Genomic DNA, 25,564 nt, shown 5'->3' with positions numbered 1-25,564 from the left:
GGGTCTCAGGCCTTGTCGAGCTCGTCGGCGACGGTCTGGAGCAGCTCAGCCCACGAGGCATCGAACTTCTGCAGCCCCTCGTCCTCCAGTGCGGCGACGACCTCGTCGTAGGAGATCCCCTCGGCCTCCAGGGAGGCGATGACCTCACGGGCCTCGTCGTAGCGCCCGGTGACGGTGTCACCGGTGACCTCGCCGTGGTCGGCGAAGGCCTTCAGCGTCTTCTCGGGCATCGTGTTGACCGTGTTGGCCACGACGAGCTCACTGACGTAGAGGGTATCCGGGTAGCTCGGCTCCTTGACACCGGTGGACGCCCACAGCGGCCGCTGCCGGTTGGCGCCCTTGGCCTGGAGCTCGGTGAAGCGCTGGCTCGCGAACACCTCCTCGTAGGCCTCGTAGGCGAGACGGGCGTTGGCCACGGCCGCCTTCCCGCGCAGTGCGTGTCCTTCGGGGAGGCGGCCGTCGACCTCGGAGTCGACGCGGCTGACGAAGAACGACGCCACGGAGTGGATGGCCGAGAGGTCACGACCCTCGGCCGTGGCCTGGTCGAGTCCGTACAGGTAGGCATCCATGACCCCGCGGTACCGCTCGAGGGAGAAGATCAGCGTGACGTTGACGCTGATCCCTCGGGCGATCGCCGCCGCGATGGCCGGCAGGCCCTCCTCGGTGGCGGGGATCTTGATGAACAGGTTCGGTCGGTCGACGGTGGCCCACAGCTTCTCGGCCAGCTCGATCGTGGCGTCCGTATCGCGGGCGAGGCCGGGGTCGACCTCGATGGAGACCCGGCCGTCGACACCGTCGGTGGCCTCGAACACCGGTGCCAGGACGTCGCAGGCCTGCTGCACGTCCGTCGTGGTGATCTCGAAGACGGCGCTCTCGCGGTCCGCGCCGGCGGCCTTCAGCTCAGCGACCTGCGCGCTGTAGCGCTCGCCCTCGGACAGGGCGGCCGCGAAGATCGTCGGATTGGTGGTGACGCCCACGACCCCGTAGTCCCGGACGAGCTCGGCCAGGTTGCCGCTCTCGATCCGTTCACGGGAGAGGTCGTCGAGCCAGATGGACACTCCGGCCTGGCTCAGGGCCTGCAGACGGTCGTTCATGCTGATCTCCTGGATGTGAGAGGGCTCAGTGGTCGGCGTGCGGCAGGACCGGTCCGGACGGCCGGGCGAAGACCGGGACGCCACCGGCGTGCTGGGCGGCCTTGAGGGAGTCCTTGGCCGCCTGGGTCACGGCGTCGGCGGTGATGCCGAACTCCGAGTACAGGCGGGCGTAGTCTGCCGAGGCGCCGAAGTGCTCCAGGCCGACGATGCGCCCGGCGTCGCCGACGATGTCGCGCCAGCCCAGTGCGACGCCGGCCTCCACGGCTACGCGGGCCCGCACTGTCGGGGGGATGACGCTGTCGCGGTACTCGGCATCCTGCCGCTCGAACCACTCGCGCGACGGCATGGAGACCACGCGCGCGGCAATGCCCTCGCCGGCGAGCTGCTCATGGGCCTGCACGGCCAGCTGGACCTCAGAACCAGTGCCGACGAGCACCACATCGGGCTCACGCCCACCTTCAGCAGAGCTGTCGAGGAGGACGTAGGCGCCCCGAGCGGTTCCCGACGCCGGGGCGAACCCTTCGGTGCCACGTGGGAACGTCGGCACGTTCTGCCGGCTCAGCGCGAGTGCGACGGGACGGTCCGTGATGCCCAGCAGGGTGCGCCAGGCCACCACCACCTCGTTGGCGTCGGCAGGACGCACGACGTCGAGCCCGGGGATGGCACGCAGGGCCGCCAGGTGCTCGACGGGCTGATGGGTGGGGCCGTCCTCGCCCAGGCCGATGGAGTCGTGGGTCCACACGTAGGTGACCGGCAGCTGCTGCAATGCGGCGAGCCGCACGGCGGGACGCATGTAGTCGCTGAAGACCAGGAAGGTGCCGCCGTACGGGCGGGTGAGCCCGTGCAGCGCCATGCCGTTCATGACCGAACCCATGGCGTGCTCGCGGATGCCGAAGTGCAGCACGCGTCCGTACCAGTTCCCTTGGAACTTCTTGGTCGAGAACTCCGGCGGGAAGAACGACGGCTCGCCCTTGGGGGTGGTGTTGTTGGAGCCTGCGAGATCGGCCGAGCCGCCCCACAGCTCGGGCAGCTCGGGAGCCACGGCGGTCAGGACGTCCCCGGAGGCGGCGCGGGTGGCGACCCCCTTCTCACTCGCCTCGAAGGACGGCAGGGCGTCCTGCCAGCCGTCGGGCAGCTCACGGGCCGACAGGCGTTCGAGCAGGGCCAGGCCGTCGGGGTTGGCCGTGGCCCAGGCGTCGAAGCGCCGCTGCCAGTCGGCCCGTGCAGCGGCGCCACGGTCACGGACTCTCCGGGTGTGCTCGATGACGTCGTCGCGGACCTCGAAGGACTGCTCCGGGTCGAACCCGAGGAGCTCCTTGGTGGCCCTGATCTCCTCGGAACCGAGGGCCGAGCCGTGGGAGGCACCGGTGTTCTGCGCCGCGGGTGCCGGCCAGGCGATGATCGTGCGCAGCACGATGAAGCTCGGCCTGTCGGTGACCGCCTCGGCCGCCTTGAACGCGTCCCAGAGAGCCTGGACGTCTTCCTCGTAGCCCGTGCCACCGTTCGTCCAGTCCACCGTCTGCACGTGCCAGCCGTAGGCCTCGTAGCGTGCTCCGACGTCCTCGCTGAAGGCCACGTCGGTGTCGTCCTCGATGGAGATCTCGTTGGCGTCGTAGAGGACCGTCAGGTTGCCGAGCTTCTGGTGGCCGGCGAGTGAGGACGCCTCGGCGGAGACACCCTCTTGCACGTCGCCGTCGGAGGCGATGACGTAGACCGAGTGGTCGAAGGGGCTCTCGCCGGCCGCCGTGGCGGGATCGAGCAGACCGCGCTCGCGGCGAGCGGCCATGGCCATGCCCACGGCGTTGCCGATGCCCTGACCGAGCGGACCGGTGGTGACCTCGACGCCGGGCGTGTGCCCGTACTCGGGGTGCCCCGGGGTCTGGCTGCCCCACGTACGCAGGCTCTTGAGGTCCTCCAGCGACAGCGGGTAGCCGGCGAGGTAGAGCTGGATGTACTGCGTGAGGCTGGAGTGGCCGCACGAGAGCACGAAACGGTCCCGGCCCAACCACTGCGGGTCGCTCGGGTCGTGCCGCATGAGCTTGTTGTAGATCAGGTACGCGGCGGGGGCCAGGCTCATCGCGGTGCCGGGGTGGCCGTTGCCGACCTTCTCCACGGCGTCTGCGGCCAGCAGTCGGACGGTGTCCACCGCCTGGGAGTCGAGCTCGGTCCAGTCGAGGGCGCCGGAGGATGAGGTCACGATGTCGAGCTCCTGAAAGGTATGGGGGCGGGTCATGGGTGCCGTCGAGTCGAGCCTACTCGCGTGCGCTTAGACTTCACCACGTGAGTGCCCTGCGTGACGACGTCCATACCGCGACGTCCGCGGCCCCGACGTCTCGACCGCGAGCCGTCGACGTCGCGGGCGCCTACGTGGCGCTGATGAAGCCACGCATCATCGAGCTGCTGCTGCTCACGACCGTCCCGGTGATGTTCCTGGCGGCCCGTGACGTCCCACCGTTGTGGCTGGTGCTGGCCACCGTCGTCGGCGGCACCCTGTCGGCCGGCAGCGCCAACGCGCTCAACTGTGTCGTCGACGCCGACATCGACACCAAGATGCGTCGGACGGCGCGCCGGCCGCTGCCGCGTCACCGCGTCACCAACCAGGCCGCGCTGGTCTTCGGTCTGGCCCTTGGTGTGATCTCCACGCTGTGGCTGGGCTACCTCGTCAACTGGCTCTCCGCAGGGCTCGCGCTCTCGGCCAACGTGCTCTACGTCGTCGGCTACTCGATGATCCTCAAGCGCCGGACCACGCAGAACATCGTGTGGGGCGGGGCCGCCGGCTGCTTCCCGGCCCTCATCGGCTGGACGGCCGTGACCAACGAGCTCGCCTGGGCCCCGGTCGTGCTGTTCCTGGTGGTGTTCTTCTGGACCCCGCCGCACTTCTGGTCGCTCGCGATGCGCTACCGCGACGACTACGCCGCCGCCGGGGTGCCGATGCTGCCGTCTGTCGCCACGTCCGCGGACGTCGCCAAGCAGATCGTCACCTACAGCTGGATCATGGTCGTCACGTCGATCGCCCTGTGGCCGATCGCCGGCACGGGATGGTTCTACCCGGGTGCGGCCATCATGCTCGGCATCGTGTTCCTCGTGGAGGCGTACGACCTGCGCGCCAGGGCCAGGGAGTCCGAGGAGCTGTCCGTCATCAAGCCGATGCGGCTGTTCCACTTCTCCAACGCCTACCTCGCGCTGCTGTTCGTGGCCGCGGCCGCTGATCCATTCATCGGATGATCTCCCGCGGTCAGGGGACGCTGCGCCACCGGGTGTCGGTGCTCTGGTGAGGCCGTCGACCTGACAGCGCGCCTGCGGGCGCACGAGCCAGGGTGCTGCGGCTGGCACGGGTGGCAGCGCGATAGCGTCTTGGCGACCACCGCGCCGACGCACGAGGAGACAGCATGCCCGTCGATCCCACTGGCCAGGACCTGAAGCGTTACCTCGCCGAGGACGAGGGCGGCGAAGTCGTGATGCTCAACCTGCTGCGCTTCCGGGCTGAGGGCCGTGCGTCCTACGAGTCCTATGCGCGCGAGATCGTGCCTCACCTGGAGCGTGTGGGAGGCAGCGTCGTCTACGCGGGCGACTGCGCGACGTCACTGGTCCCGGCGTCCGGAACGGGTTGGGATGCCGTGCTGCTGGTGCGCTATCCCTCGCGCGCGGCCTTCTGCGCGATGGTCGCTGACGAGGAGTACCAGCGCATCACCCATCTGCGCACCGAGGCCCTTGAGGAGGCCGTCCTGCAGGCGACGAGTCCCTGGGGCGCAGGGCACTAGCTTGTCGCTGCGTCGTGGTGGCGGTGGCCGTGCGTACTCCGCGATCCGGACGCTGCCGTCAGCAGCAGGCGGGTGCCGAGGGCGATGAGTACCCCGGCCCCCACCAGGTGCGCGGCGACCAGCACGATCGGCAGGTCGTTGACGTACTGCACGAAGCCGATGAGACCCTGGGCGACCTCGGCCACGAGCAGCCACATGGCGGCGTGCGCCACAGGTGTGCGGCGTGCCGCGACGCAGGTCGCGACCGTCAGGGCGATCAGGACGTAGACGCTTGCGGCGTGGACGTGGCTCCACAGCTGCGGGTCGAGCCCGTTGCGGGGGGAGTCGACGTCGCCGGCGTGCGGACCGCTGCCGGTCACGACCGTCCCCAGGTACACGGCGACCCAGAGGACGGCGTAGGTGGCCAGGGCAAGCCTGCGGACGCCGGCCCCGACCGGGCCGGGCGTGGTGCCCCGGACCCGCATCAGCAGGACGGTGGAGCCTGCGATCAGAGCCATCGAGACGATCAGGTGCAGCGCGACGATCCAGGGGTTGAGGTTGGTGAGCACCGTGATGCCGCCGATGAGCGCCTGGGCGGGGATGCCGGCCGCGAGCAGCACCACGAGGAGTCGCAGGGCGCGAGCGGCACGGTCTGCCGCCCAGGGCCCGGCACCCCCGCCGGCGCTCCAGCGCCAGACGGCGACGAGCGTCCCGATCGCGACGGCGACGAGGACATAGGTCAGCAGCCGGTTGCCGAACTCGATGACACCGTGCAGCCCGAGCTCGCCGCGGGGGACGAACGAGTCCTCCGTGCAGCGCGGCCACGTCGGGCAGCCCAGTCCGGAGGCGGTGAGTCGCACGGTGCCGCCGGTGAGCACGATCACCGTGTTGGCCACCAGCGATGCCCAGGCCCAGCCGAGGACGTGGCGCCGGTTGGGCCGCATGATGATGTCGCTCATTCCCATCGGAAGGTCCTCGAGGTCCAGAAGGTGCCCACGAGGGCCCACACGCCGAGCACCACCACGGGCAGCAGACCTGGTGCGCCGGTCTCGAAGGCTCGCCGCAGGCCCTCGCCCAGGGCGCCGGAGGGCAGCAGCTCGAGCACGGCGGCGACGGGCTCAGGGTGACGTGACAGCGGGACGATCAGTCCGCCGCCGACCAGCAGCAGCACGTAGACGAGGTTCGCGACGGCCAGCGTCGCCTCGGCACGCAGGGTCCCAGCGATCAGCAGGCCGAGGGAGCCGAACGCCGCCGTGCCGAGCACCGCGAGGACGAGGAGCCACAGGTACCCGCTGACGCCGCCCGTGGGCTGCCAGCCGAGCGCCTGCGCGACGAGCGCGAGGATGGTGAGCTGGACGACCTCCACCAGGACGATCGCCGCGACCTTGCCCACCAGCAGACCCCACCGGGGCAGGGGAGAGGCCCCGAGGCGTTTGAGCACGCCGTAGCGACGCTCGAACCCGGTGGCGATCGCGAGCGAGGTGAACGACGTGGAGAGCACGGCGAGCGCGAGCACACCGGGCGTCACGATGTCGATCGTGCGACCGGGACCCAGGTCCACGACGTCGGCGGCCCGCGTGCCCGCGACCAGCAGCAGCAGTGGAATGACCAGGGTGAGCAGCACCTGCTCCCCGTTGCGGCTGAGCAGTCGCAGCTCCATCAGGGCCTGCGAGCGCACCATCGAGGACAGGCTGGCAGCGCCGGGACGTGGTGTGAGATCGAGCGTCACCGTAGGGTCCTGCCCGTCAGGTCGAGGAAGTGGTCCTCCAAGGTCCGGCGTTGCACCAGGACGGTCTCGGGGAGGATGCCTTCGGTGGCGCACCACGCGGTGACGGCGGCGAGCAGCTCCGGGTCCACGTCGCCGTCGACGACGTAACGTCCCGGCTCCGACTCCTCGACCTTGGTGCCATGCGGAAGCGCCAGCATCAGCGACGCGACGTCGAGGCCGGGGGGTGCTGTGAAGCCGATGGTGCCCTGTGCGCCGGTCTCGGCCAGCTCGGCCGGACTTCCGGAGGCGATGACCCGACCGGCGTCGACGATGTGGACGAGATCGCTGAGTGCCTCTGCCTCGTCCATGAAGTGGGTGGTGAGCACCACGGTGACTCCGCTGTCGCGCAGCTCGGCGAGCAGGTCCCAGGTGGCGCGACGGGACTGCGGGTCCAGCCCGGCGGTGGGCTCGTCGAGGAAGACCAGCTCGGGCCGGCCGACGACGGCCATGGCGAGGCCGAGGCGTTGTTGTTGTCCGCCGGAGAGTCGCCGATAGGCGGTACGCCCGCAGGAGCCCAGCCCGAGCCTGTCCATCAGGGCTGCCACGTCGAGGGGGTGGGCGTGCAGGGACGCCATGTGGTGCAGCATCTCCTGCGCCCGTGACCCGGTCCATGCACCGCCCGACTGCAGCATGACGCCGACCCGCGGCCGCAGGGCGGCGGCATCGGCGCGGGGATCGAGCCCGAGGACGCGCACCGTTCCGGCCTGCGGTGTCCGGAAACCCTCACAGGTCTCGACGGTGGTGGTCTTGCCGGCGCCGTTGGGCCCGAGGACGGAGGTGATGGAACCGGTCGGGACGTCGAGAGAGAGACCCTCGACGGCGGTGACGTCGCCGTAGCGCATGACGAGGTCACGCACGTGTACGGCCGCCTGGTTCACCCCGACAGTCTAGTGGTGGCGTCGCTGCCGTGCGGCGCAGGTGAACCTCACTGCGGGGTCCGACGAGCTCGGTCGACGACCGAGGGCGGTGGTGGTGTGACGGGGACGTGGGAGTCGACGGGAGAACGGTCGACCGGGTCGACTCGAGCCGGGACCTCCCCCCGCCGCGGGGCTCCCGAGGCGTCGTCCTGGGGACGGCTGGGCCGGAGTCGTTCGTGGGCTGAGGGTGCGGCCACGTCGCTGGCGGATGTCTGAGGCCGGCGACATAGTGGAGCCATGGACCTGCCTGTCATGCCGCCTGTACGTCCGATGCTGGCCAAGTCCGTCAAGGGCGTACCGGCTGCCGACTCCGTCGAGGGCGGTCTGTCCTACGAGCCCAAGTGGGATGGGTTCCGCGCGATCGTGTTCCGTGACGGCGACGACGTCGTGATCGCCAGTCGCTCCACCAAGGAGCTCGGGCGTTACTTCCCCGACGTCGTGCAGGCCGTCCGCGAGCAGCTGCCACGCCGATGCGTCGTGGACGCCGAGATCGTGGCCGTGGTGGGGGACCGGCTGGACTTCGACACCTTGTCTCAGCGCATCCACCCGGCGGACTCGCGGGTCCAGCAGCTTGCTCAGCAGACGCCCGCGAGCCTGGTCGTCTTCGACGTGCTGGCCCTCGGGGACGAGTCGTGGCTGGACCGGCCTCTGCACCAGCGGCGCACCGCGTTGGAGGATGCCCTCGGGGGTGTGCGGAGCCCTGTGCACCTGACGCGTGTCACGCGCGATGCCGAGGAGGCCGAGCAGTGGTTCCACCAGTTCGAGGGGGCCGGGCTGGACGGTGTCATCGCCAAACGGCTCCAGGATCCCTACACGCCGAACGGAAGGACGATGCTCAAGGTCAAGCACGCGCGCACCGCGGACGTCGTCGTGGCCGGCTACCGCCTGCACAAGACCTCCACCATCGAGCAGCCGCTGCTCGGCTCGATGCTCCTCGGCCTGTACGCCGACGACGGCAGGCTCCAGCACGTCGGGGTGTGTGCCTCCTTCGGCGCGGCACGCCGAGCTGAGCTCATCACCGAGCTCGACCCCTTGCGGGTCGACTCCGCCGAGCACCCGTGGGGGGCGTGGCAGGACGAGGCGGCCCATGCCGAGGGACGCCTGCCCGGCGGGCAGAGCCGGTGGTCCGGTACCAAGGACCTCTCCTTCGTCCCGTTGGCTCCCGAGCGCGTCGCCGAGGTCGGGTATGAGCACATGGAGGGTGTGGGGGACGCTGCGCGGTTCCGGCACACTGCGCAGTTCAAGCGGTGGCGGCCCGACCGGGAGCCCTCCTCGTGCACCTACGGGCAGCTCGAGGAGGTCGTGCGTTACGACCTCGCAGAGGTGCTGGGCGTATGAGCAAGCTGGAGGACGCCGAGCGGCTCGAGCTCCCCTCCCGCCCTGCCTGGGGCGCGTGGCTCACCGAGCACCATGACCACAGCACCGGCGCATGGCTGCGCATCGACGACCGCTCGGCCCCGGGAGAGGACGCATTGTCCTACGAGAACGCCGTGCTGGAGGCCCTGTGCTGGGGTTGGATCGACGGGCAGACACGCACCGAGGGCCCCGCCAGTCTCATCTGGTTCTCGCCGCGACGCCGCGGTAGCCCGTGGGCGGCCTCCAACAAGGCCCGGCTGGAGCTCCTCGCGGCTCAGGGGCGGATGCAACCGGCGGGCATCGCTCTGGTCGAGGCTGCCAAGGTCGACGGCTCATGGACGGTGCTCGACGGTCCCGAGGCCGGGATCGAGCCACCGGGGCTCACCGAGGCGTTGGACGCCGCGCCACCGGCACGCAGCTTCTGGGACGCCCTGCCACCGAGTGCGCGCAAGTACGCCCTCACCCAGGTGGCCACGGCCAAGCGTCCGGCCACTCGTGCGTCGCGCATCGAGCGGATCGTGCAGCGTTGCGCGGCCGAGGAGCGCCCGGACCGCTGACCGGTCGACGCCGGGGCCATGGGTGCAGCATGCTGCACCCATGGATCATGAGTACGCACTCGACATCATGTGGCAGGGCAACCGCGGCACGGGCACGAGCGGGTACCGCGACTACGGACGCGACGTCCTGCTGCAGGCGTCGGGCAAGCCGGACCTCCTCGGCTCCGCCGATCCCACCTTCCGCGGTGCCCGCGACCGTTGGAACCCCGAGGAGCTGCTGATCGCGGCCCTGGCACAGTGCCACCTGCTGTCCTACCTGCACAGCGCCGTGCGGCACGGCGTCGTGGTCACCGACTACGTCGACTCGCCGCTGGGCACCATGACGCAGTCCGGGCAGGGCGGATCCTTCAGCCGGGTGGTGCTGCGCCCCGTGGTGAGCATCGCCGACGCCGCGGTGGCCGACGTGGCCACCGCCATCCACGAGGAGGCGGGCCGCAACTGCTTCATCGCCGCGTCCGTGAACTTTCCCGTGGTGCACGAACCCCGCACCGTCGTGAGCGGCTGAAGCTCATTCCTCCTCGGCGGCCAGACGGCGCAGCTGATTGATGAGTGCCTCGGTCGGCACCAGCTCGTCGCCGGTCACGAGGTCGCCGCGAATCTGCTCGGTGAGGGTCTCGACGCCGTCCTCGCCGAGGTGCTTGACCTCGTCGTGCAGGGACTCCATGCGGGTGTCGAGTGCGTGGGCGGAGTCGGCGGCCTCACGCAGCCGCTCCTGGAGGTCGTCCGGGACCAGGCCGCGATACTTGTAGTGGATCTTGTGCTCCAGGCTCGCCCAGAAGTCCATCGCGATGGTGCGGAACTGGACCTCTACCGAGACCGGCACGGCGCCGTCGGACAGGTGGACGGGCACCTCGAGCAGCGTGTGCAGGCTGCGGTAGCCGTTGTCCTTGGGATGGGCGATGTAGTCACGAACGTCGATGACCTGCAGGTCGGACTGCCCGGTGAGCAGGTCGAAGATGCGGTGGACGTCCGAGACGAAGCTGCACGTGACCCGCACACCGGCGATGTCGGTGATCGTCTCCCGGATGGAGGCGAAGGTCGGCTGGGTCCCCTTGCGCTGCATCTTCTCGGCCAGGCTGTCAGGCGACTTCAGGCGGGAGGCGATGTGCTCGATGGGGTTCGTCTCGTGCATGAGTGCGAACTCATCGCGCAGGATCGTCAGCTTGGTGACGATCTCCTCCATGCCGAAACGGTGGCGCATCATGAACCGGGTGAAGTCGTGACGCAGGGTCCGCAGGTCACCGATGCGCAGCACCGCGTCGTCGTGGGTGAGATCGGTCAGGGGCATGTGGTGAGGCTCCACAGGGCTCACCATACGTGGCGACGTTGCCGGGTACCTGTGCGTCGGCTGAAAACTGCAGCGTCCCGCACCGTCGCCTCGGGCCGTCGGCCCTGCGGTTCACCAGAGGCAGGCAGCTGACCCGCCGGTGCAGCATGATGAGCCCAGAGACCAGCACCCCTCTGGAGACCTTCATGCCGTCACGCCACCTGCTCGCCCTCGCCCTGGTGGTCGCGGCATCCGCGCTCCTGCTGTATCCGATCCTGCGGGGCTACGCGGTCGAGGACGGCACCGACGCGGCCCAGCTCTATGCCCGCTCCGCGTGGCTGTGGTCCCACGTGCTCGCCATGGGGGGTTTCGCCTTGGTGGCGTGGGGATTGTCGGCCGTGGACGTCTGGGCGCACCGGCTCGCGGTGGTCGGGGTCGCCCTGCTGCTGCCCTACTACGGGGCCGAGGCCTTCGGGCTGCATGCCATGGGGCGACGCGTGCTCGAGACCGGGACGCCGGAGGTTCTGCAGGAGCAGGTCGGGGCGGCGGACCTCTTTCGCTTCGAGCCCGTCGCCGTCACGACGTTCGGGCTCGGGTGGCTGGCGCTGGCCGTCGTCGGCGTGCGCCTGCTGTTGATGCTGCGTCCCGCCGGCAGGTGGGAACGCACGGGCCTGGTGCTGACGGCGGCAGCGCTCCTGACCTACCTGCCGCAGTTCTTCCTGCCGCCGGCGGGCCGGATCGCCCACGCCGTGGTGGCTGCCGTGGGCCTGGGCCTGCTCGCGATCATGCTGGCCCGAGGATCCGACCGGACGGCGTCAGCCACGTCGTCGGCGGATCCGCCGCCCCACGGAGAGGCCAGCTGACCTCGCACGACGACTCAGCCGGTGCCGCGGGCCTTGCTCGGTTGCACCCGTTTGGGCTCGCCCGGCATCTTCGGGGTGCCGACCGCGAGAACGCTGTGCAAACAACCGGAATTGCAGGCGTTTCAGCCCTTCGGAAAGAGCGTTGTGCGGTAAGTAATCGGGTGAGATTCAATCAATGAAGGAGCCTGCAATGCCAGTCATCGACACCATCCCGACCGCCACCTGCCCCAGCTGGTGCACCGACCACGACTACGCTGATCACCCCGATGACGAGAAGCACCTTGCCCACTTCGGCTTCGGGCAGGGTGCCGATGAGTGCGATATCCAGTTCGCAGAGTGGGTGACCGACTCAGAACGTGAGCTTGCCGCACACGTGAGCCTTGAAGGGACCGTCACACCCAGGTTTCTACGGCAGCTCGCGGCAGCGCTCACAGAGGCCGCTGACACCGCTGAAACCGTCACCGGGGGTACAGCATGAGCACCACCTGCCCCGACTGGTGCGACGCCCCACGGATTCACGCGGGCGATACCTACGACCAACACGTCCACGACGTGATCGAGACAGACACCGTGCTGACCTATGTTGTCCAACACGTCGACAATGGACAGTGGCTAGTCCCGGTGGAGGTCGAACCCCGAATCGACCTCTGCATATGGGGCAACGAATCGGCGATCGGAATGACCGGAACCGAAGCGCGAGAAATCGCCCGTTCGCTCATGGCTGCTGCTACCAAGCTCGACGAGATCACGGGCGGTGCAGCATGAGTGCCGACGGGCGCACGCCCCTGATCTGTGTGCGCGTACCGGATCCCGTGCGCACCATGGCGATTGAGCAGGCCGCGCGTCAGGGCACTACCGTCAGTCACGTGGTGAGGATGCTCTTGGCCCAGTGGGTCAAGGACGAGCCGGGAACGCCTACAGGGGAGAACGCTCCAAGTGCAAGTTCAGACACTTCGACTCATCCAGGCAACCCCCGCACGGCGAGCACGTCTGTTTCATCTGGAACAGACGAGAGGGTCGCGGTGGCCACGGCCTCGACGTCTCGCCTTCCGGCGATGTCGGACTGGTTCGACGCCGTCGACAGAGCTGCGGGCATCGCCGGGGGTTCGTGATGCTCAGGTGTCGCACATGCGACACCTGAGCCACCCCGGAACAGGCGAACGGGACAGTTCGGACCAACGGCCAACGACCTAGTGATGACAATTCCAGCTCACTCGGCGCGAAGGACATCGCCCCCGAGGGCCAATCAGAACCGGGCATCTTCAAAGGGATCAAATGAGCCCTTTGAAACGGAATCCACGTGTGAGCGGTCGGCTCCATCAATCGTCGCCGCGCTGGCCTGACGCACAAGGAGATCGGCGCCACGGCGGGGGTCACTGAGCGGCAGGTCCGGCGGGACCTCTCAACCGGAAAAATGTCCGGTTCAGGCGAGCCGGTCGTGGTCACCAACTCTCGCGGCCAGCAGTGCCCCGCCACCTACCTGCGCACCGAGCCCGACGTGATCGACGCCGAGGTCATCGAGGACGACGTTCCCGACTTCGACGCCGAGACGGTCGCCGCGATGCCGACCGGAACAGTTGTTCCGACGACAGAGTCTCAGGCCCGCGAGTTGCGCAACCTCGACGCCGAGACCGTCGCCGCAGTGTCGGAAATTTCCGACAGGGGAAAGCCACCCCAGTCCGCTTGTCGGGCTGGTGTGGGCTCGCCCAAGCGCCCTGGACTGGAGAAGTCCGGACCACGGAGAAATCCAGGTCAAACAGCCCTCTCGAAGACCATCATGACTCCGGACGTCGACCCGAGGCCGAGCCGCCCCTTAATGTCGTCGCTCATCATGTGCTTGAACATCCATCCCTGACTCGCATGCTGGTTTAGCAGGCCCTCCAGGACGCTACTCGACTGCTTGCCGCGGAAGAACGAATCACGGACCTCGACAACCTTGTACTCATAGTTCGCCGTCCGGTTAGGGTCGGCACCCGGCGCTGCGGGAGAGGCGTGTTTGGTCCACTGCGAGCCGTCCCACCATCGATGGTTTCCCTGCCCGTCTGGGTACCAGCCGGGGGTTGCAGATTTCTTGGTCTCGTCGCTCATGTGCGCTTGCCTTCCCGAAGTGTTGATGGGATCGAGTGACGGTATGCCAGCAGGCCGCGCCTTCGGGGCCGAACGGAGGAAGACGGTTCCGTCGGGCCTGTCCGACGTTGGTTGGCCTGAGAGTGTCCGCAATTGCGGACCGATCCGCCACGGTCTCAGCTGCGGCAACGGTGTTGTAGGCCCAGTGAGCGACTGAGGTTGTGCGCCGGAGCGGTACTACGATCAGCTCGTGGCTCGCAAACCGGAGAACTTTGAATGGCTCGGCTACACCGATGAACAGGTGGAGTTGCTGAACTTCATTGATTACCTGGGTAACAACGGTTGGGCACGGAACAGTCAGACCGACGAGATCATGCCCGGGCTACTCGGTGAGTGCGTGGAGAGCGGGCTCACCGTAGACCGCATCAAAGCGGCGATGAGCAGCATCGGCTACGGCAGGAACGCGCTGCACGAGTTGGACCGCTGGGAGTCGAAACGGACGACCGGCAAGTTCGGCCGCTGACGGGTCAGGACGACCGGCGGCCTCATCGGATTCGGGGATAGCGGTGGAACAGTTCGTCCAGGGTGGTGTAGCCGTGTTCGGCGAGGGTGGCGTGGCGTTGGGTGCGGACTTGTCGGGCGTGGTCGGCGTGCTCGGTCCAGTCGTCGACGTCGGGGGCGAACACGGACTTGGGGTGCTGGGCGTCGATGAGCGCGACGACCTCGGCGATGGTCGTCTCGTGCCGTTGGGTCTTACGCCGTGCCATCGGTGACTCCTGTTCTGACCGCCCTCAGGCGATCGCCACGGTGCCGCTGAGCGGCCGCCTTGGACTGTTGAGGGCTGCGGCGGGTGCCGTGCTGCTCCCCATCCACGGGAAGCGCCAGAGAGCGAGCCAGAGCGTCCAGGACACGCCTGTGAGCGCGTGCCTGCTCCAGCAGCGGGTTGGGGACGGGCTGACCCGTGGAGCCGGTGACCATGAGCTGCGCGGTGGCGAGTTCGTCGCTGATCCGGTTCAGCTCGTCCAGGGTTCGGCACGCTTGTGCGAGCAGTGCCTGTTCGGCGGGGTCGAGGTCGTAGGCGGCCAAGACATCGGCGTGTAGGCGGTCGCCTTCGGTGTCAGCGGTCATGGTCTCTCCAGGGCAAAAATCGGAGTTCGTAGAGCATCGGTGCGTGGACGGCTGCCCCGGCTCTCGGCCGGGCGAGGGGGCGCCCCGTGATCGGAACGCCCCCTCCCTGTGTTGACGTTGGCTCGGGTCGGCGGCTGGGACGCGAAGGTCGTGGCCTGCCGAGCCAGTTCATCTTGATCAGCCGGCGACGAGGTCGACCACTGCGAGCGCCTGCGGACGGAAAGCCTGGAATCCGTAGCGACCTTCAGTCCGCAACTTCATCTGGTTCTTGTCGAACAGATCGCCTGCCTGCGTCGCTGCCAGCGTCGAGGCTGCCTCACGGATCCGCAGTCGGACGGTCGACCAGTCGCCAGCGATGGCCTGGCCGACCGGCACAGCCACGGACGGAACGCCCGTGACACCCTTGCCGAAGATGCGTTCGTAGGCGTCTGTGTCGAGCAGGAACCCGCCAGTGCTGCCGTCTTCGCGAAGCAGGTCGAGCGCCTCGATGTCGCTCGGATGCATCGCCACGGCGGTGACCCGCTCGCCCTTGAGCTCTTGGGCGGTGCGGGCCTTGCGGAGGGTGGTGATGGCGTCGGTGGCGTAGGGCACCTGGGAGATGCCGGAGGTGTTCAGGAGGCCAGTGAAGTTCTCCCCGGTCCCGTCACCGTTGACGATCTGGTCCTCCAGGGCCTCGAAGATGCCCGCCTCCATCTGCGACTCCAGGACCTGGACCATGCTGGTGTGGTCGGTGGCGTAGCGGATCGGGAACGGCTCGGACAGGTGGGCGATGACGCGGGCCCGGTCTTCGATCTCCTCGAAGGTGAACACGCTGGTGGGCTTGGTTGCGTTGTCGGCCACCACGTCGGCGTTGTTCGTCCTGGTCGTCTGACGCAGGTAGGCGAACGTGTGCTCATCGAGTCCCTCACGGGGGACGAGGTCGAGCAGCCGTGCCGGGACCGCTGGCAGCGCCGAGACCTCAACCGCTGAGGGTGTGCTGATCTCGCCGGTCAGCAGCGCCTTCACGCCCATGCCCTGGGCCTTCTGAGCCAGCTGCAAGGTGACGTGCTTGGCCCACGCGCTACGGCCAGTGAACGCGAGCCCTCCCGCCTTCACCTCGCCCGCCGGTGGGTCGGTCGGGGGTTCGCTGGCCACTCCTCCGGTCAGCTTGGCGACCAGGTTAGCGGACTTCTCGGCCGCTTCGATCTTCTTGTCGACGTCCTCGACCTCCCGGAAGAGGGAATCGCACTTGGCCTGCTCGCTGTCGTTCAGGTCTCGACCCTCGGCTCGTACTGCGTCGACGACTCCCTTGGCCTGCCCCAGCAATGCGGTGCGCTTCTCTTTCAGCTTCATGATGACTACTCCGTTTCAGTGGTGAGCCGGGACGGGTGGCATGTGCCGCAGTTCCGATAGGCCGCGATGTTCGTGGCCGTGGCCGCGTCGAGAGTTGCCTGGTACTTGCTCATGAGGCGCCTCTCGTCGCGTGATAGCTCGCCGCAGGGGTTCGCCTTCCAGGTCCGACCGATCAGGTCGGAGAGTCCCAGTCGTGCGTGCTTCTCCTCCGCGCTCTCGCGGGGATCCCCGTGGGCCAGTTGGCAGTAAGCGGCCTGTACGGCCTCATCGGTAGTAGCGGTCATGCTTGGTGTCCAGTGCTCGGGATGGACGCTGCGTGAGTCACGTGGGAGAAACTCGACCACGATGCAGCGGTTACAAGAGGCGGATTTCCAGCCTGAGCGCCGAACGGATAACCAGCTCGACAAGTCAATTCTATCATTTCGCGCCCCCTTCGGCCTGTACCTCACGGAACGCGGAGAGCATGCCATCGAGCGTGTCGCGCGCTGATGCCTCCGCCAGCTCATCGCCGAAGCGGATCATCGTGCCGCCGACCTCGATTGCAGCTAGGAACATGTCAGGCAGGTCGCCGACCCTGAGTGTTTTCAAGAGTTCAGACATCGCGGGACGGTCGTCGACCGCTGCGATCATCAAAGCGGCGACGTCGGCATGGGTGGAGATGGTCGGGGTGCTCATGGTGTCTTCTTCTTTCGCTTGAGGGGTGTCTGTTCGCGATGGATGCCGGCCCAGACGCCGCTGGGTTCGGGGTGGGCGGTCACGTAGGTCTGACAGGCAGCGAAGGCCGGACAGGCGGTCAGGCAGGCGTGAGAGGCCGCCTCCTGCTCATCTGGGTCCTCGCTGAGCCATAGGTGTCCGCGTTCGCGGTGCACGCATGGCGCCTGTTCGCCGTTGTCTTGATGTCGGGATATCTCGGCCAAGAGGCGTCCCAGGGCTTCCATGCGTTCTATGGGTTCACGCATCGCGGGCTCCCATCTGGGAGCTGGAGGGGCCTTCGGCACTGTCCCCTTGAGAGAGATAGAGAGGGATTGCCGTTTTTCCCTGGAACGACGTAGGCAACTGCACGCTCAGTGAGCACTCAGCACTCACTGAGCGTGCAGAACGGCCCTGTAGTGCACGCTGAGCGTGCAGAACGGGGCTCATCAGACGTCCCCATGGATAGGGCACGGGGCCAAGACGTTGCCGCTCGGCCCACCAATCGCATGCACCGGGACGACAAGACACCGCTGGTTCGACAAGGGCGACAGGAAGCCGTAGTCCACGGCGGCGGCCACGGCACGATGCACGTTGCGACCGGCGACGATTTCACCGGAGTCCTCATCGACCTTCGCGAGTACCCAGGCGATCTCACCCCGCTTGAACGCTGCATGTCCGTTGGCCTTGTGCTTGCCGTAGGCCAGTGCGACCACCCGCAGCCAGTCGGGGAGCCTCGTGTTGCCGGAACGCTCAGCCCAGTCGGCTTGGTAATGGCGTGCCCACTGCTTCTGGCGCATCATCGGCTCACCAGCTCGAGGCTCACGTCGTAGCCATCACGCTCGGCCATCGCCACTACATCGGCGCCGACCTTGCGGCTGGTCATCCAGGCACGCTGACGGTTCGACCACATGGGCTTACCCCCGCAGGTCACGATCAGCTCACGGGAGCCGTAACCGGCCACCCAGGTCGTATCCCTGCCCTTGAGGGAGGTCACTCGGATCTGCCGACTCACGCGCCCTCACCCCCGCCGCTACGGCCCTGGTAGTCACCCGGCATGGGTTTGGCGGCGTCGAGCTGTGCCTGACGGCGTGCTGTGAACGGCGCGACGTTGGTCTGCAACGACCTCGCATACGTCTTGTGCGCCTCGACCTCTGCCGTGTAATCGGCGTCGTCGATCCGCTTGTGTGCCAGTCGTCCGGCCTCGATCTCGCGCCGTAGGTTCTCGTCGAGGTTGTCGTAGTACTCGGCATGCAGCTCGGCGGCGACCACGCACGCGGCGATCTTGTCGACGTGATCATCCGGCAGACACAACCATTCGGTGCTGCCATACATCGGGCGTTCGGGAGTCCCGCGATCGATGTACTCGCGCGCCCAGTACCTGCGGCGAGTAGAGAGACGCGCGGGCTCTCTCAGCGGTACCCTTGGAGTGTCGTCATTGCCGGATGACTGTAGGGGAGCCGCCTTCGCCGGGCGGCTTTCCTCGTTCACGCGGAGTCTCGCGTTCGGCGGCGAGCCTGGGCGGACTTGAGCGCCAGGCGCTTGTAGTGGGCCTGGCGAAGACTCGCGGCTCGTAGCGGATCTCCACCGGCCTCAGCCATGAACTTGGCATCGAGTGCAGCGCGAGCAGGCGCGGTGCGTGCCGTGCGGTTCGGTGTGTTGGCCCACGATGTGTGGGCCGCGAGCGAGGCGACGAGGCGCCTGTCCTTTGAGTCGGACACAGTAATCCCCTTAGAGGATTACTGGGACCCGATCCCCAGTGGCGGCCGACTCAGCCGGGCTAGCAGATGGGCACAGCGTACTCGAAACGCTGTGCTTAAACTCGGATCGTCACTGGGCGTGTCGGCCGCGCTTCCTTGAGCTCACTCTGTGCAGCGCTCGTCAGTGTCAGTGCGCCGTGCTTGCGGCATGACAGCAACGCACTTTCGTGAAGTTCGCCGATGGGTACGTCCAGAAGTGGGACGAGGCGACGGGCGCCATCCTGTAGACGCCTTGAACTCAACAACCTCCCGCTACCCCGGTCGGGAGTAAGCAGATGGACTGAGCCATCTGCGTACCGGCGGACTGACGCCAACTCGCGGCTACCGCACTGCGAACAGACAACGGTGCCGATCACGTGCCCGAAGTCGGAGTTCCGGAGCTGTCCGGAGGTGCGCCGCTTCATACCCGGTCACCGCGCTTCATTCGCTGAGCCGCTGCCTTGGCTCTGGCGTCGGCCGCGCTGGCCCCGTATCGCTCGAGCATGACGTCGGAGGACCATCCCGCGAGGCGCTTGAGGTCGCGCTCCTGCCCGCCGTTCATCAGGTAGTCGTGGGCGAAGGTGTGCCGGAAGCGGTGGGGGTGCAGGTTCTCGATACCGGCCGCAGCGCCAATCACCTTCATGCGCTCCCTAGCACCGTCCGGGCTCATCGCGCCGCGCTGGGTCAGGAACAGGGCGTCGAGGTGTGCCCATCGGTGGCGGGCTCTCAGGCGCTTGTAGCGGTCCAGGGCGGCGGTGGTGCGGGCGCCGAAGTAGATGGGGCGGACCTTGTTGCCCTTGCCCCGGACGATCGCCATGGCCTGATCGAGGTCGACGTCCTCCACGGACAGCCCGCACAACTCAGAGACGCGGATCCCGCAGTCGAGCAGGAGTCTGACGACGGCCTCGTCCCGACGTTGGTCGAAGGTCTTTCCCGTGACGGCCTTGATAAGGGCGGTCAGCTCGTCGTCGGTCAGGATCGGGACCGGCTTGGCCTTGGGCATCGGGGGAGTGAGGGTCTTCATTGGGTGTTCGGCGATCTCTCCCTCGTCCAGGAGCCATCCACAGAAGCGGAACAGGCCGCGATAGCGCATCCGCACGGTGCCGGCCTCACGGATGTCTGCCAGCTGTGCCAACCACTCTCGGATGGCTGGGCGGCTCAACTCCTCGAGTACGGGTTCGCGGTCATTTTCGACCAGCCACGCTGTGAACTGCTTGATGGCTTGGTTGTAGAGCACCACTGTGCGGTCGCTGACTCCCTCGGCCCGCAGGTGGCGTTGAAAGCTCGCGGAAAGGTCCTGCAGGTGATCGGCCATGCTGCTAGGTTATCTGGTGAGTGAGCGTTATGCTCACACAACACACCACAACTGAACTCCATTATTTGCTGCTATTGCGCGTGTCCTTGCTGGGCTGGACCCGCTTCGGCTCGCCCGGCATCTTCGGGTACTCCGGGGGATAGGGCATGTCGGTGAGCCCGGACTCGATGTCACGGCGGTACCAGTTGAGCAGCGGCGTGAGGTCGTGGTGCACGTCGTCGATCTCGGCGTGGGCATCGCCCCGGCTGCGCAGCAGGTCCGGCACGGTGTGCAGCGTGTAGGTCATGGGATCGGTGACCGTGGCCAGCTCCTCCCACGTGAGAGGCATCGAGACCGGGGCGCCGGCCTGGGGGCGCAGGCTATAGGCGCCGGCGATCGTGCGGTCACGCGCGTTCTGGTTGAAGTCCACGAAGATGTTGTCGCCGCGCTCCTCCTTCCACCAGGCGGTCGTGACGCCCTGCGTGCGCCGCTCCAGCTCGCGGCCGAGCGCGACGGCCGCGTGCCGTACGTCGGTGAACGTCCACCGAGGCTCGATCCGCACGTACACGTGCACTCCGTGCTTGCCGCTCGTCTTGGCGAACCCGCGGATGCCGACCTCCTCGAGCAGTGTCCTGACCGCGGAGGCAGCCTGCACAGCGTCGACGAACGACGTGCTGCCGTGGGGGTCCAGGTCGATGCGCAGCTCGTCGGGACGGTCGACGTCGGCACGACGCACCGGCCACGGGTGGAAGGTGATGGTGCCCATCTGTGCCGCCCAGGCGGCCACTGCCACGTGGTCGGGGCAGAGCTCATCGGCGGTGCGGCCGGACGGGAAGTGCACCCGCACCGATCGCGCCCAGTCGGGCATGCCGCGCATCAGCCGCTTCTGGTAGAACGCGTCGCCCTGGGGTCCGCGACCGTGCGTGGCGTCGCGTGCGGTGAGCTTCATCCCGGGATGGACGCCCTTGGGCCAGCGTTCCAACGATGTCGGTCGGTCGCGGAGCGCGCGCACGATCCCGTCGCCCACCGCGACGTAGTACTGCACGACGTCGAGCTTGGTGATCTCCGGGCCGTGCTCGGACGCCGGGTAGATGACCCGGTCCGGGCTGGAGACCCGCACGGGCCGCCCGCCTGCATCGACCTCCACCGCGCGTGCACCCGACGCCTTTGCCATGTCCACACTCTAGGGCGAGGCCTGCGTGTGGGGGAGTGTCATCATGCAGCCTCCCCTCAGTGAGGGGAGCCTTTGTTGAAGGGAAGGAATCAATAACGGCACACTGGCGTTGTGAAAAACATGGAGGGCGTGCAGGAGGTGACGGCGATGACTGATGACGCACCCACGCGGGAGCGTGTCGCCACGTCGATCCTCGAGCACGGGCCCTCCACGGCAGCAACCTTGGCCGAGCGCCTCGGGCTCACGCCGGCGGCAGTCCGTCGGCACCTCGACCAGCTGCTCAGCGACGGTGTCGTCGAGCAGCGTGAGCCACGCGTCCCCGCACGCCGGGGCCGGGGCCGCCCGGCCAAGGTCTTCGTCATCACCGAGGCGGGGCGTGACACGTTCGCCCATGCCTACGACGACCTCGCCGCGGATGCCTTGCGCTTCCTGCGCGAGTCCGGCGGGGATGAGGCGGTCTACGCCTTCGCACGTCACCGGTTGCGTGAGTTCGCCGATCGGTACCGCTCCCTCGTGGAGCAGGCCGACCCGGCGGACCGGCCCCAGGTGCTTGCCGAGGCCCTGAGCGCCGACGGCTACGCCGCCTCGGTCGGCTCGAGCCCGGCCGGCACCCAGGTCTGCCAGCACCATTGTCCGGTGGCGCACGTCGCGGGGGAGTTTCCCCAGCTGTGCGAGGCCGAGACGGAGATGTTCGCCGAGCTGCTCGACACGCACGTGCAGCGACTCGCCACGATCGCCCACGGCGACGGCGTGTGCACCACGCACCTGCCGGATGCACGATCCACCCAGTCCACCCCCATCCATCACACAGAACGTCACACAGAGAGGGTGTCGCCATGACCACCAACTCGATCGAGGACCTCAACCCAGGTCTCAAGGACGTCGGCCGCTACGAGTTCGGCTGGTCCGACTCCGATGCCGCCGGCGAGGCCGCCACGCGAGGTCTGAACGAGGCCATCGTCCGCGACATCTCGGGCAAGAAGGACGAGCCGCAGTGGATGCTCGACCAGCGCCTGAAGGGCCTGCGCCTGTTCGAGCGCAAGCCCATGCCCACCTGGGGCGCGGGTCTTGACGACATCGACTTCGACAACATCAAGTACTTCGTGCGCTCCTCGGAGAAGCAGGCCCAGTCGTGGGAGGACCTGCCCGAGGACATCAAGAACACCTACGACAAGCTCGGCATCCCCGAGGCGGAGAAGCAGCGTCTCGTGGCCGGAGTCGCCGCGCAGTACGAGTCCGAGGTCGTCTACCACTCCATCCGCGAGGACCTGGAGGAGCAGGGCGTCCTGTTCCTGGACACCGACACCGCGCTCAAGGAGCACCCGGAGATCTTCGAGGAGTACTTCGGCACTGTCATCCCGGTCGGTGACAACAAGTTCTCCGCCCTCAACTCGGCGGTGTGGTCCGGCGGTTCGTTCATCTACGTGCCCAAGGGCGTGCACGTCGACATCCCGCTGCAGGCCTACTTCCGGATCAACACCGAGAACATGGGCCAGTTCGAGCGGACGCTGATCATCGCCGACGAGGACTCCTACGTCCACTACGTCGAGGGCTGCACGGCGCCGATCTACTCCAGCGACTCGCTGCACTCCGCCGTCGTGGAGATCATCGTCAAGAAGAACGCCCGCGTCCGGTACACGACCATCCAGAACTGGTCCAACAACGTGTACAACCTGGTCACCAAGCGCGCCACCTGCGAGGAGGGCGCCACGATGGAGTGGGTCGACGGCAACATCGGCTCCAAGGTCACCATGAAGTACCCGGCCGTCTACCTCATGGGTGAGCACGCCCGTGGCGAGACCCTGTCCATCGCCTTCGCCGGCGAGGGCCAGCACCAGGACGCCGGTGCCAAGATGGTGCACGCCGCCCCCAACACCTCCAGCTCCATCCTGAGCAAGTCGGTGGCCCGCGGCGGCGGACGCACGTCCTACCGCGGTCTGCTGCAGGTGCTCGACGGTGCGGAGGGCTCGGCCAGCACGGTCAAGTGCGACGCACTGCTCGTGGACCAGATCAGCCGTTCGGACACCTACCCGTACGTCGACGTCCGCGAGGACGACGTCACGCTCGGCCACGAGGCCACCGTCTCCAAGGTCAGCGAGGACCAGCTCTTCTACTTCATGCAGCGCGGTATGGAGGAGGACGAGGCCATGGCGATGATCGTGCGTGGTTTCGTCGAGCCCATCGCGCGCGAGCTCCCGATGGAGTACGCGCTGGAGCTGAACCGCCTCATCGAGCTGCAGATGGAGGGTGCTGTCGGATGACCACGACGACCGATCTCGGTACCCGCGAGGCAGTCCAGGACCCCGGCGAGAACGTCTCGGCAGCGCTGGAGCACGTGGAGTCCCACCTGCACCCCGTGCCGTCCTACGACGTCGACACGCACCCGTTGCCGGTCGGGCTCGAGGAGATCTGGCGGTTCACGCCGCTCAAGCGGCTGCGCGGCCTGCTCGACGGTGCTCCCTCGGACGCCGGCCTGCAGTGGAGGCAGGAGCTGCCCGAGGGTGTCTCCCTGAGCACGATCAGCACCGAGCAGGCCCAGGGCCTCGACGTCTCGGCTCCGTTCGACCGGCTCGGTGCCCTTGCGGCAGCCAACTCCGGTGGTGCCGTCCTGCTGGACATCCCGGCCAACCTCGAGCTCGACGAGCCCGTGCGGATCACCTTGAGTGGTTCCTCGGTCACCGATGTCGTCTGGGGCCACGTCGTGATCCGCATCGGGGCGAACGCTCGCGCGAAGGTGGTCATCGACCATCTCGGCAGCGCCACCTACGACGCCTTCACACCGGTCATCGTCGGTGACGGCGCCCGGCTGGACCTGGTGACCGTCAACGACTGGGTCGACGACTCGGTCCACGCTGCCCAGTACAACCTGCGTGTCGGCCGTGACGCCACGGCCCGCCTGTTCGAGTTCAGTCTCGGCGGTGACCTCGTGCGCACCAGCGTCAACGTCGACTACGCCGGACCCGGCGGCAGCGCAGACCTCTTCGGTGTCTACTTCGCCGACGCCGGACAGCACATCGAGCACCGCCAGTTCGTCGACCACACGGCGCCGCGGACCCGCAGCAACGTGCTCTACAAGGGAGCGCTGCAGGGCCAGGACGCGCACACCGTGTGGATCGGCAACGTCCTGATCCGCAAGGTCGCCGAGGGCATCGAGACCTTCGAGCAGAACGACAACCTGGTGCTCACCGACGGGGCCAAGGCGGACTCGGTGCCGAACCTGGAGATCGAGACCGGCGACATCTCCGGTGCCGGTCACGCCAGCACCACCGGCCGTTTCGACGACCAGCACCTGTTCTACCTGCAGAGCCGCGGCATCCCCGAGGACGAGGCCCGGCGCCTGGTCGTGCACGGATTCTTCAACGACATCATCCGCCGGATCGGGGTACCGGAGCTGCAGGAGCGGCTCATCGAGGCCATCGAGGCCGAGCTCTCCGAGGCAGACCTTGCCTCGGTGGGAGGCAGTGCCCAGTGACGTCCCCGCAGTTCGCCGCACCGCTGGACGCGCTCACCGACGGTGAGGCCACGGCGGTGAATGTCGACGGTGTCGAGATCGCGCTCGTCAAGGACGGCGAGAACGTCTACGCGGTCCGCGACGAGTGCTCGCACGCGGCCATTCCCCTCTCCGAGGGAGAGGTGGAGGGTTGCGAGATCGAGTGCTGGCTGCACGGCTCGCGCTTCGACGCCCGTACCGGCGAGGCGCTCAACCTGCCGGCCACCGAGCCGGTCCCCACCTACCCCACGACCATCCAGGACGGCCGCGTCATGGTCGACGTGTCCGCACCCATAGGAGCTGAAACATGAGCACTCTGTCGATCAAGAACCTGCACGTCTCGGTGGAGACCGAGGACGGGCCCAAGCAGATCCTGCGTGGCGTCGACCTCACCGTGAACTCCGGGGAGGTCCACGCGATCATGGGCCCGAACGGCTCGGGCAAGTCCACGCTCGCCTACTCCATCGCCGGCCACCCCAAGTACGACATCACCGACGGCGAGGTCCTGCTGGACGGTGAGAACATCCTCGACCTCAGCGTCGACGAGCGTGCGCGGGCCGGCCTGTTCCTGGCCATGCAGTACCCCGTGGAGGTCCCCGGTGTGTCCGTGGCCAACTTCCTGCGCTCGGCCAAGACGGCCATCGACGGCGAGGCGCCCAAGCTGCGCACCTGGATCAAGGACGTCAACGACGTGATGGACCAGCTCAACATGGACAAGGAGTTCGCGCAGCGCAGCGTCAACGAGGGCTTCTCCGGCGGCGAGAAGAAGCGCCACGAGATCGCCCAGCTCGAGCTGCTCAACCCCCGCTTCGCGGTCCTGGACGAGACCGACTCCGGCCTGGACATCGATGCGCTGCGCGTCGTGGCCGACGGTGTCAACCGCTACAGCGGCCAGGGAGATCGTGGCGTCCTGCTGATCACGCACTACACGCGCATCCTGCAGTACATTAAGCCCGACTTCGTGCACGTCTTCGTGGCCGGCCGCCTGGCCGAGTCCGGCGGACGTGAGCTGGCCGACCAGCTCGAGGCCGAGGGCTACGACAAGTACGTGAAGGCGGCTGCGTCGGCGTGACCCTGTCACAGGACAG

32 protein-coding genes are annotated in these 25,564 nt (G+C 67.8%); 14 read left to right on the top strand and 18 right to left on the bottom strand.

The window, feature by feature from the left end:
- Window positions 1-5 precede the first annotated feature (5 nt).
- Together tal and tkt are read right to left on the bottom strand one after the other, a co-directional pair.
- Complete coding sequence (tal, locus tag ACEVFP_RS10095) at window positions 6-1,094, bottom strand: transaldolase (RefSeq protein WP_375003738.1); 1,089 nt, start codon at window positions 1,092-1,094, stop codon at window positions 6-8.
- 25 nt (window positions 1,095-1,119) lie between these two features.
- Window positions 1,120-3,327 (bottom strand): transketolase, encoded by a 2,208-nt coding sequence (gene tkt / locus ACEVFP_RS10090; protein WP_375003736.1) that lies wholly within the window; start codon window positions 3,325-3,327, stop codon window positions 1,120-1,122.
- Between the two features lie 56 nt (window positions 3,328-3,383).
- Here tkt and ACEVFP_RS10085 point away from each other — a divergent pair, with 56 nt between their 5' ends.
- Both ACEVFP_RS10085 and ACEVFP_RS10080 read left to right on the top strand, forming a co-directional pair.
- Complete coding sequence (locus tag ACEVFP_RS10085; protein ID WP_375003803.1) at window positions 3,384-4,319, top strand: heme o synthase; 936 nt, start codon at window positions 3,384-3,386, stop codon at window positions 4,317-4,319.
- A 164-nt stretch (window positions 4,320-4,483) separates the two neighbouring features.
- Window positions 4,484-4,855, top strand: coding sequence for a DUF1330 domain-containing protein (locus ACEVFP_RS10080; RefSeq protein WP_375003734.1), 372 nt, complete (start codon window positions 4,484-4,486; stop codon window positions 4,853-4,855).
- Here the strand turns inward: ACEVFP_RS10080 and ACEVFP_RS10075 are convergent.
- From ACEVFP_RS10075 to ACEVFP_RS10065, 3 genes are read right to left on the bottom strand one after another with little or no spacing between them, the layout of a single operon-like run.
- Window positions 4,852-5,799, bottom strand: a complete 948-nt coding sequence (locus tag ACEVFP_RS10075) for a heme A synthase (RefSeq protein WP_375003733.1) — start codon at window positions 5,797-5,799, stop codon at window positions 4,852-4,854. The two genes, ACEVFP_RS10080 and ACEVFP_RS10075, sit on opposite strands and share 4 nt — an antisense overlap.
- Complete coding sequence (locus tag ACEVFP_RS10070) at window positions 5,790-6,563, bottom strand: ABC transporter permease (RefSeq protein ID WP_375003732.1); 774 nt, start codon at window positions 6,561-6,563, stop codon at window positions 5,790-5,792. The genes ACEVFP_RS10075 and ACEVFP_RS10070 overlap by 10 nt, the downstream gene beginning before the upstream one ends.
- Window positions 6,560-7,480: an ABC transporter ATP-binding protein gene (locus tag ACEVFP_RS10065; protein ID WP_375003730.1), complete on the bottom strand. Its 921-nt coding sequence runs from the start codon at window positions 7,478-7,480 to the stop codon at window positions 6,560-6,562. Before ACEVFP_RS10065 ends, ACEVFP_RS10070 begins: the two co-directional genes overlap by 4 nt.
- A gap of 276 nt (window positions 7,481-7,756) precedes the next feature.
- On the opposite strand from ACEVFP_RS10065, the gene ACEVFP_RS10060 reads away from it, so the two are divergent.
- From ACEVFP_RS10060 to ACEVFP_RS10050, 3 genes are read left to right on the top strand one after another with little or no spacing between them, the layout of a single operon-like run.
- Window positions 7,757-8,857 carry an ATP-dependent DNA ligase gene (locus tag ACEVFP_RS10060; protein WP_375003729.1) on the top strand — a complete coding sequence of 367 codons (1,101 nt, stop codon included), beginning with the start codon at window positions 7,757-7,759 and terminating at the stop codon, window positions 8,855-8,857.
- The gene (locus tag ACEVFP_RS10055) at window positions 8,854-9,432 is read left to right on the top strand and encodes a YdeI family protein (protein ID WP_375003728.1); all 579 of its coding nucleotides are present in this window, start codon (window positions 8,854-8,856) and stop codon (window positions 9,430-9,432) included. The genes ACEVFP_RS10060 and ACEVFP_RS10055 overlap by 4 nt, the downstream gene beginning before the upstream one ends.
- A gap of 40 nt (window positions 9,433-9,472) precedes the next feature.
- Window positions 9,473-9,937 carry an OsmC family protein gene (locus ACEVFP_RS10050; protein ID WP_375003727.1) on the top strand — a complete coding sequence of 155 codons (465 nt, stop codon included), beginning with the start codon at window positions 9,473-9,475 and terminating at the stop codon, window positions 9,935-9,937.
- Window positions 9,938-9,940: 3 nt separating this feature from the next.
- On the opposite strand, the gene ACEVFP_RS10045 is transcribed toward ACEVFP_RS10050, so the two are convergent.
- Entirely contained in the window at window positions 9,941-10,720 is a 780-nt protein-coding gene (locus ACEVFP_RS10045; protein WP_375003726.1) for a GTP pyrophosphokinase family protein, read from the bottom strand.
- A gap of 149 nt (window positions 10,721-10,869) precedes the next feature.
- Between ACEVFP_RS10045 and ACEVFP_RS10040 the strand changes: the two genes are divergently transcribed.
- The 3 genes from ACEVFP_RS10040 (at window position 10,870) to ACEVFP_RS10030 (ending at window position 12,327) form a co-directional block, all read left to right on the top strand.
- Window positions 10,870-11,562 (top strand): hypothetical protein, encoded by a 693-nt coding sequence (locus ACEVFP_RS10040; protein WP_375003725.1) that lies wholly within the window; start codon window positions 10,870-10,872, stop codon window positions 11,560-11,562.
- A gap of 190 nt (window positions 11,563-11,752) precedes the next feature.
- Window positions 11,753-12,040, top strand: coding sequence for a hypothetical protein (locus ACEVFP_RS10035; RefSeq protein ID WP_375003724.1), 288 nt, complete (start codon window positions 11,753-11,755; stop codon window positions 12,038-12,040).
- Window positions 12,037-12,327 (top strand): hypothetical protein, encoded by a 291-nt coding sequence (locus ACEVFP_RS10030; RefSeq protein ID WP_375003723.1) that lies wholly within the window; start codon window positions 12,037-12,039, stop codon window positions 12,325-12,327. Before ACEVFP_RS10035 ends, ACEVFP_RS10030 begins: the two co-directional genes overlap by 4 nt.
- 987 nt (window positions 12,328-13,314) lie before the next feature.
- Here the strand turns inward: ACEVFP_RS10030 and ACEVFP_RS10025 are convergent.
- The gene (locus ACEVFP_RS10025; RefSeq protein ID WP_375003722.1) at window positions 13,315-13,650 is read right to left on the bottom strand and encodes a DUF4177 domain-containing protein; all 336 of its coding nucleotides are present in this window, start codon (window positions 13,648-13,650) and stop codon (window positions 13,315-13,317) included.
- 229 nt (window positions 13,651-13,879) lie between these two features.
- Here ACEVFP_RS10025 and ACEVFP_RS10020 point away from each other — a divergent pair, with 229 nt between their 5' ends.
- Complete coding sequence (locus tag ACEVFP_RS10020; RefSeq protein ID WP_375003721.1) at window positions 13,880-14,152, top strand: hypothetical protein; 273 nt, start codon at window positions 13,880-13,882, stop codon at window positions 14,150-14,152.
- 22 nt (window positions 14,153-14,174) lie between these two features.
- On the opposite strand, the gene ACEVFP_RS10015 is transcribed toward ACEVFP_RS10020, so the two are convergent.
- The 11 genes from ACEVFP_RS10015 to ACEVFP_RS09965 form a co-directional block, all read right to left on the bottom strand.
- Window positions 14,175-14,396: a hypothetical protein gene (locus tag ACEVFP_RS10015; protein WP_375003720.1), complete on the bottom strand. Its 222-nt coding sequence runs from the start codon at window positions 14,394-14,396 to the stop codon at window positions 14,175-14,177.
- Window positions 14,383-14,757: a P27 family phage terminase small subunit gene (locus tag ACEVFP_RS10010; protein WP_375003719.1), complete on the bottom strand. Its 375-nt coding sequence runs from the start codon at window positions 14,755-14,757 to the stop codon at window positions 14,383-14,385. Before ACEVFP_RS10010 ends, ACEVFP_RS10015 begins: the two co-directional genes overlap by 14 nt.
- 177 nt (window positions 14,758-14,934) lie before the next feature.
- Window positions 14,935-16,089, bottom strand: a complete 1,155-nt coding sequence (locus ACEVFP_RS10005; RefSeq protein ID WP_375003718.1) for a phage major capsid protein — start codon at window positions 16,087-16,089, stop codon at window positions 14,935-14,937.
- A gap of 417 nt (window positions 16,090-16,506) precedes the next feature.
- The gene (locus ACEVFP_RS10000) at window positions 16,507-16,764 is read right to left on the bottom strand and encodes a hypothetical protein (protein ID WP_375003717.1); all 258 of its coding nucleotides are present in this window, start codon (window positions 16,762-16,764) and stop codon (window positions 16,507-16,509) included.
- Window positions 16,761-17,048 (bottom strand): WhiB family transcriptional regulator, encoded by a 288-nt coding sequence (locus ACEVFP_RS09995; RefSeq protein WP_375003716.1) that lies wholly within the window; start codon window positions 17,046-17,048, stop codon window positions 16,761-16,763. The genes ACEVFP_RS10000 and ACEVFP_RS09995 overlap by 4 nt, the downstream gene beginning before the upstream one ends.
- A gap of 180 nt (window positions 17,049-17,228) precedes the next feature.
- Window positions 17,229-17,582, bottom strand: a complete 354-nt coding sequence (locus ACEVFP_RS09990) for a hypothetical protein (RefSeq protein ID WP_375003715.1) — start codon at window positions 17,580-17,582, stop codon at window positions 17,229-17,231.
- The gene (locus ACEVFP_RS09985; protein WP_375003714.1) at window positions 17,579-17,794 is read right to left on the bottom strand and encodes a hypothetical protein; all 216 of its coding nucleotides are present in this window, start codon (window positions 17,792-17,794) and stop codon (window positions 17,579-17,581) included. The genes ACEVFP_RS09990 and ACEVFP_RS09985 overlap by 4 nt, the downstream gene beginning before the upstream one ends.
- Window positions 17,791-18,114, bottom strand: coding sequence for a hypothetical protein (locus ACEVFP_RS09980; RefSeq protein ID WP_375003713.1), 324 nt, complete (start codon window positions 18,112-18,114; stop codon window positions 17,791-17,793). Before ACEVFP_RS09980 ends, ACEVFP_RS09985 begins: the two co-directional genes overlap by 4 nt.
- A 152-nt stretch (window positions 18,115-18,266) precedes the next feature.
- Complete coding sequence (locus ACEVFP_RS09975; protein WP_375003712.1) at window positions 18,267-18,500, bottom strand: hypothetical protein; 234 nt, start codon at window positions 18,498-18,500, stop codon at window positions 18,267-18,269.
- 439 nt (window positions 18,501-18,939) lie between these two features.
- Window positions 18,940-19,833 carry a tyrosine-type recombinase/integrase gene (locus ACEVFP_RS09970; RefSeq protein WP_375003711.1) on the bottom strand — a complete coding sequence of 298 codons (894 nt, stop codon included), beginning with the start codon at window positions 19,831-19,833 and terminating at the stop codon, window positions 18,940-18,942.
- Between the two features lie 61 nt (window positions 19,834-19,894).
- The gene (locus tag ACEVFP_RS09965; protein WP_375003710.1) at window positions 19,895-20,986 is read right to left on the bottom strand and encodes a DNA polymerase domain-containing protein; all 1,092 of its coding nucleotides are present in this window, start codon (window positions 20,984-20,986) and stop codon (window positions 19,895-19,897) included.
- 147 nt (window positions 20,987-21,133) lie between these two features.
- Here ACEVFP_RS09965 and ACEVFP_RS09960 point away from each other — a divergent pair, with 147 nt between their 5' ends.
- From ACEVFP_RS09960 to sufC, 5 genes are read left to right on the top strand one after another with little or no spacing between them, the layout of a single operon-like run.
- Entirely contained in the window at window positions 21,134-21,826 is a 693-nt protein-coding gene (locus tag ACEVFP_RS09960) for a helix-turn-helix transcriptional regulator (RefSeq protein WP_375003709.1), read from the top strand.
- Window positions 21,823-23,247: a Fe-S cluster assembly protein SufB gene (sufB, locus tag ACEVFP_RS09955; protein ID WP_375003708.1), complete on the top strand. Its 1,425-nt coding sequence runs from the start codon at window positions 21,823-21,825 to the stop codon at window positions 23,245-23,247. Before ACEVFP_RS09960 ends, sufB begins: the two co-directional genes overlap by 4 nt.
- Window positions 23,244-24,458 carry a Fe-S cluster assembly protein SufD gene (gene sufD / locus ACEVFP_RS09950; RefSeq protein WP_375003707.1) on the top strand — a complete coding sequence of 405 codons (1,215 nt, stop codon included), beginning with the start codon at window positions 23,244-23,246 and terminating at the stop codon, window positions 24,456-24,458. Before sufB ends, sufD begins: the two co-directional genes overlap by 4 nt.
- On the top strand, window positions 24,455-24,787 hold the full coding sequence (locus ACEVFP_RS09945; RefSeq protein WP_375003706.1) for a non-heme iron oxygenase ferredoxin subunit: 333 nt from the start codon (window positions 24,455-24,457) through the stop codon (window positions 24,785-24,787). Before sufD ends, ACEVFP_RS09945 begins: the two co-directional genes overlap by 4 nt.
- Window positions 24,784-25,548 (top strand): Fe-S cluster assembly ATPase SufC, encoded by a 765-nt coding sequence (gene sufC, locus ACEVFP_RS09940; protein ID WP_375003705.1) that lies wholly within the window; start codon window positions 24,784-24,786, stop codon window positions 25,546-25,548. Before ACEVFP_RS09945 ends, sufC begins: the two co-directional genes overlap by 4 nt.
- The last annotated feature ends 16 nt before the right edge of the window (window positions 25,549-25,564 follow it).

It is taken from the genome of Aeromicrobium sp. CTD01-1L150, assembly GCF_041951745.1.
GTDB lineage: Bacteria > Actinomycetota > Actinomycetes > Propionibacteriales > Nocardioidaceae > Aeromicrobium.
The sequence above is the reverse complement of the archived record's forward strand: the minus strand, read 5'-3'. Positions and strand labels throughout refer to the sequence as shown.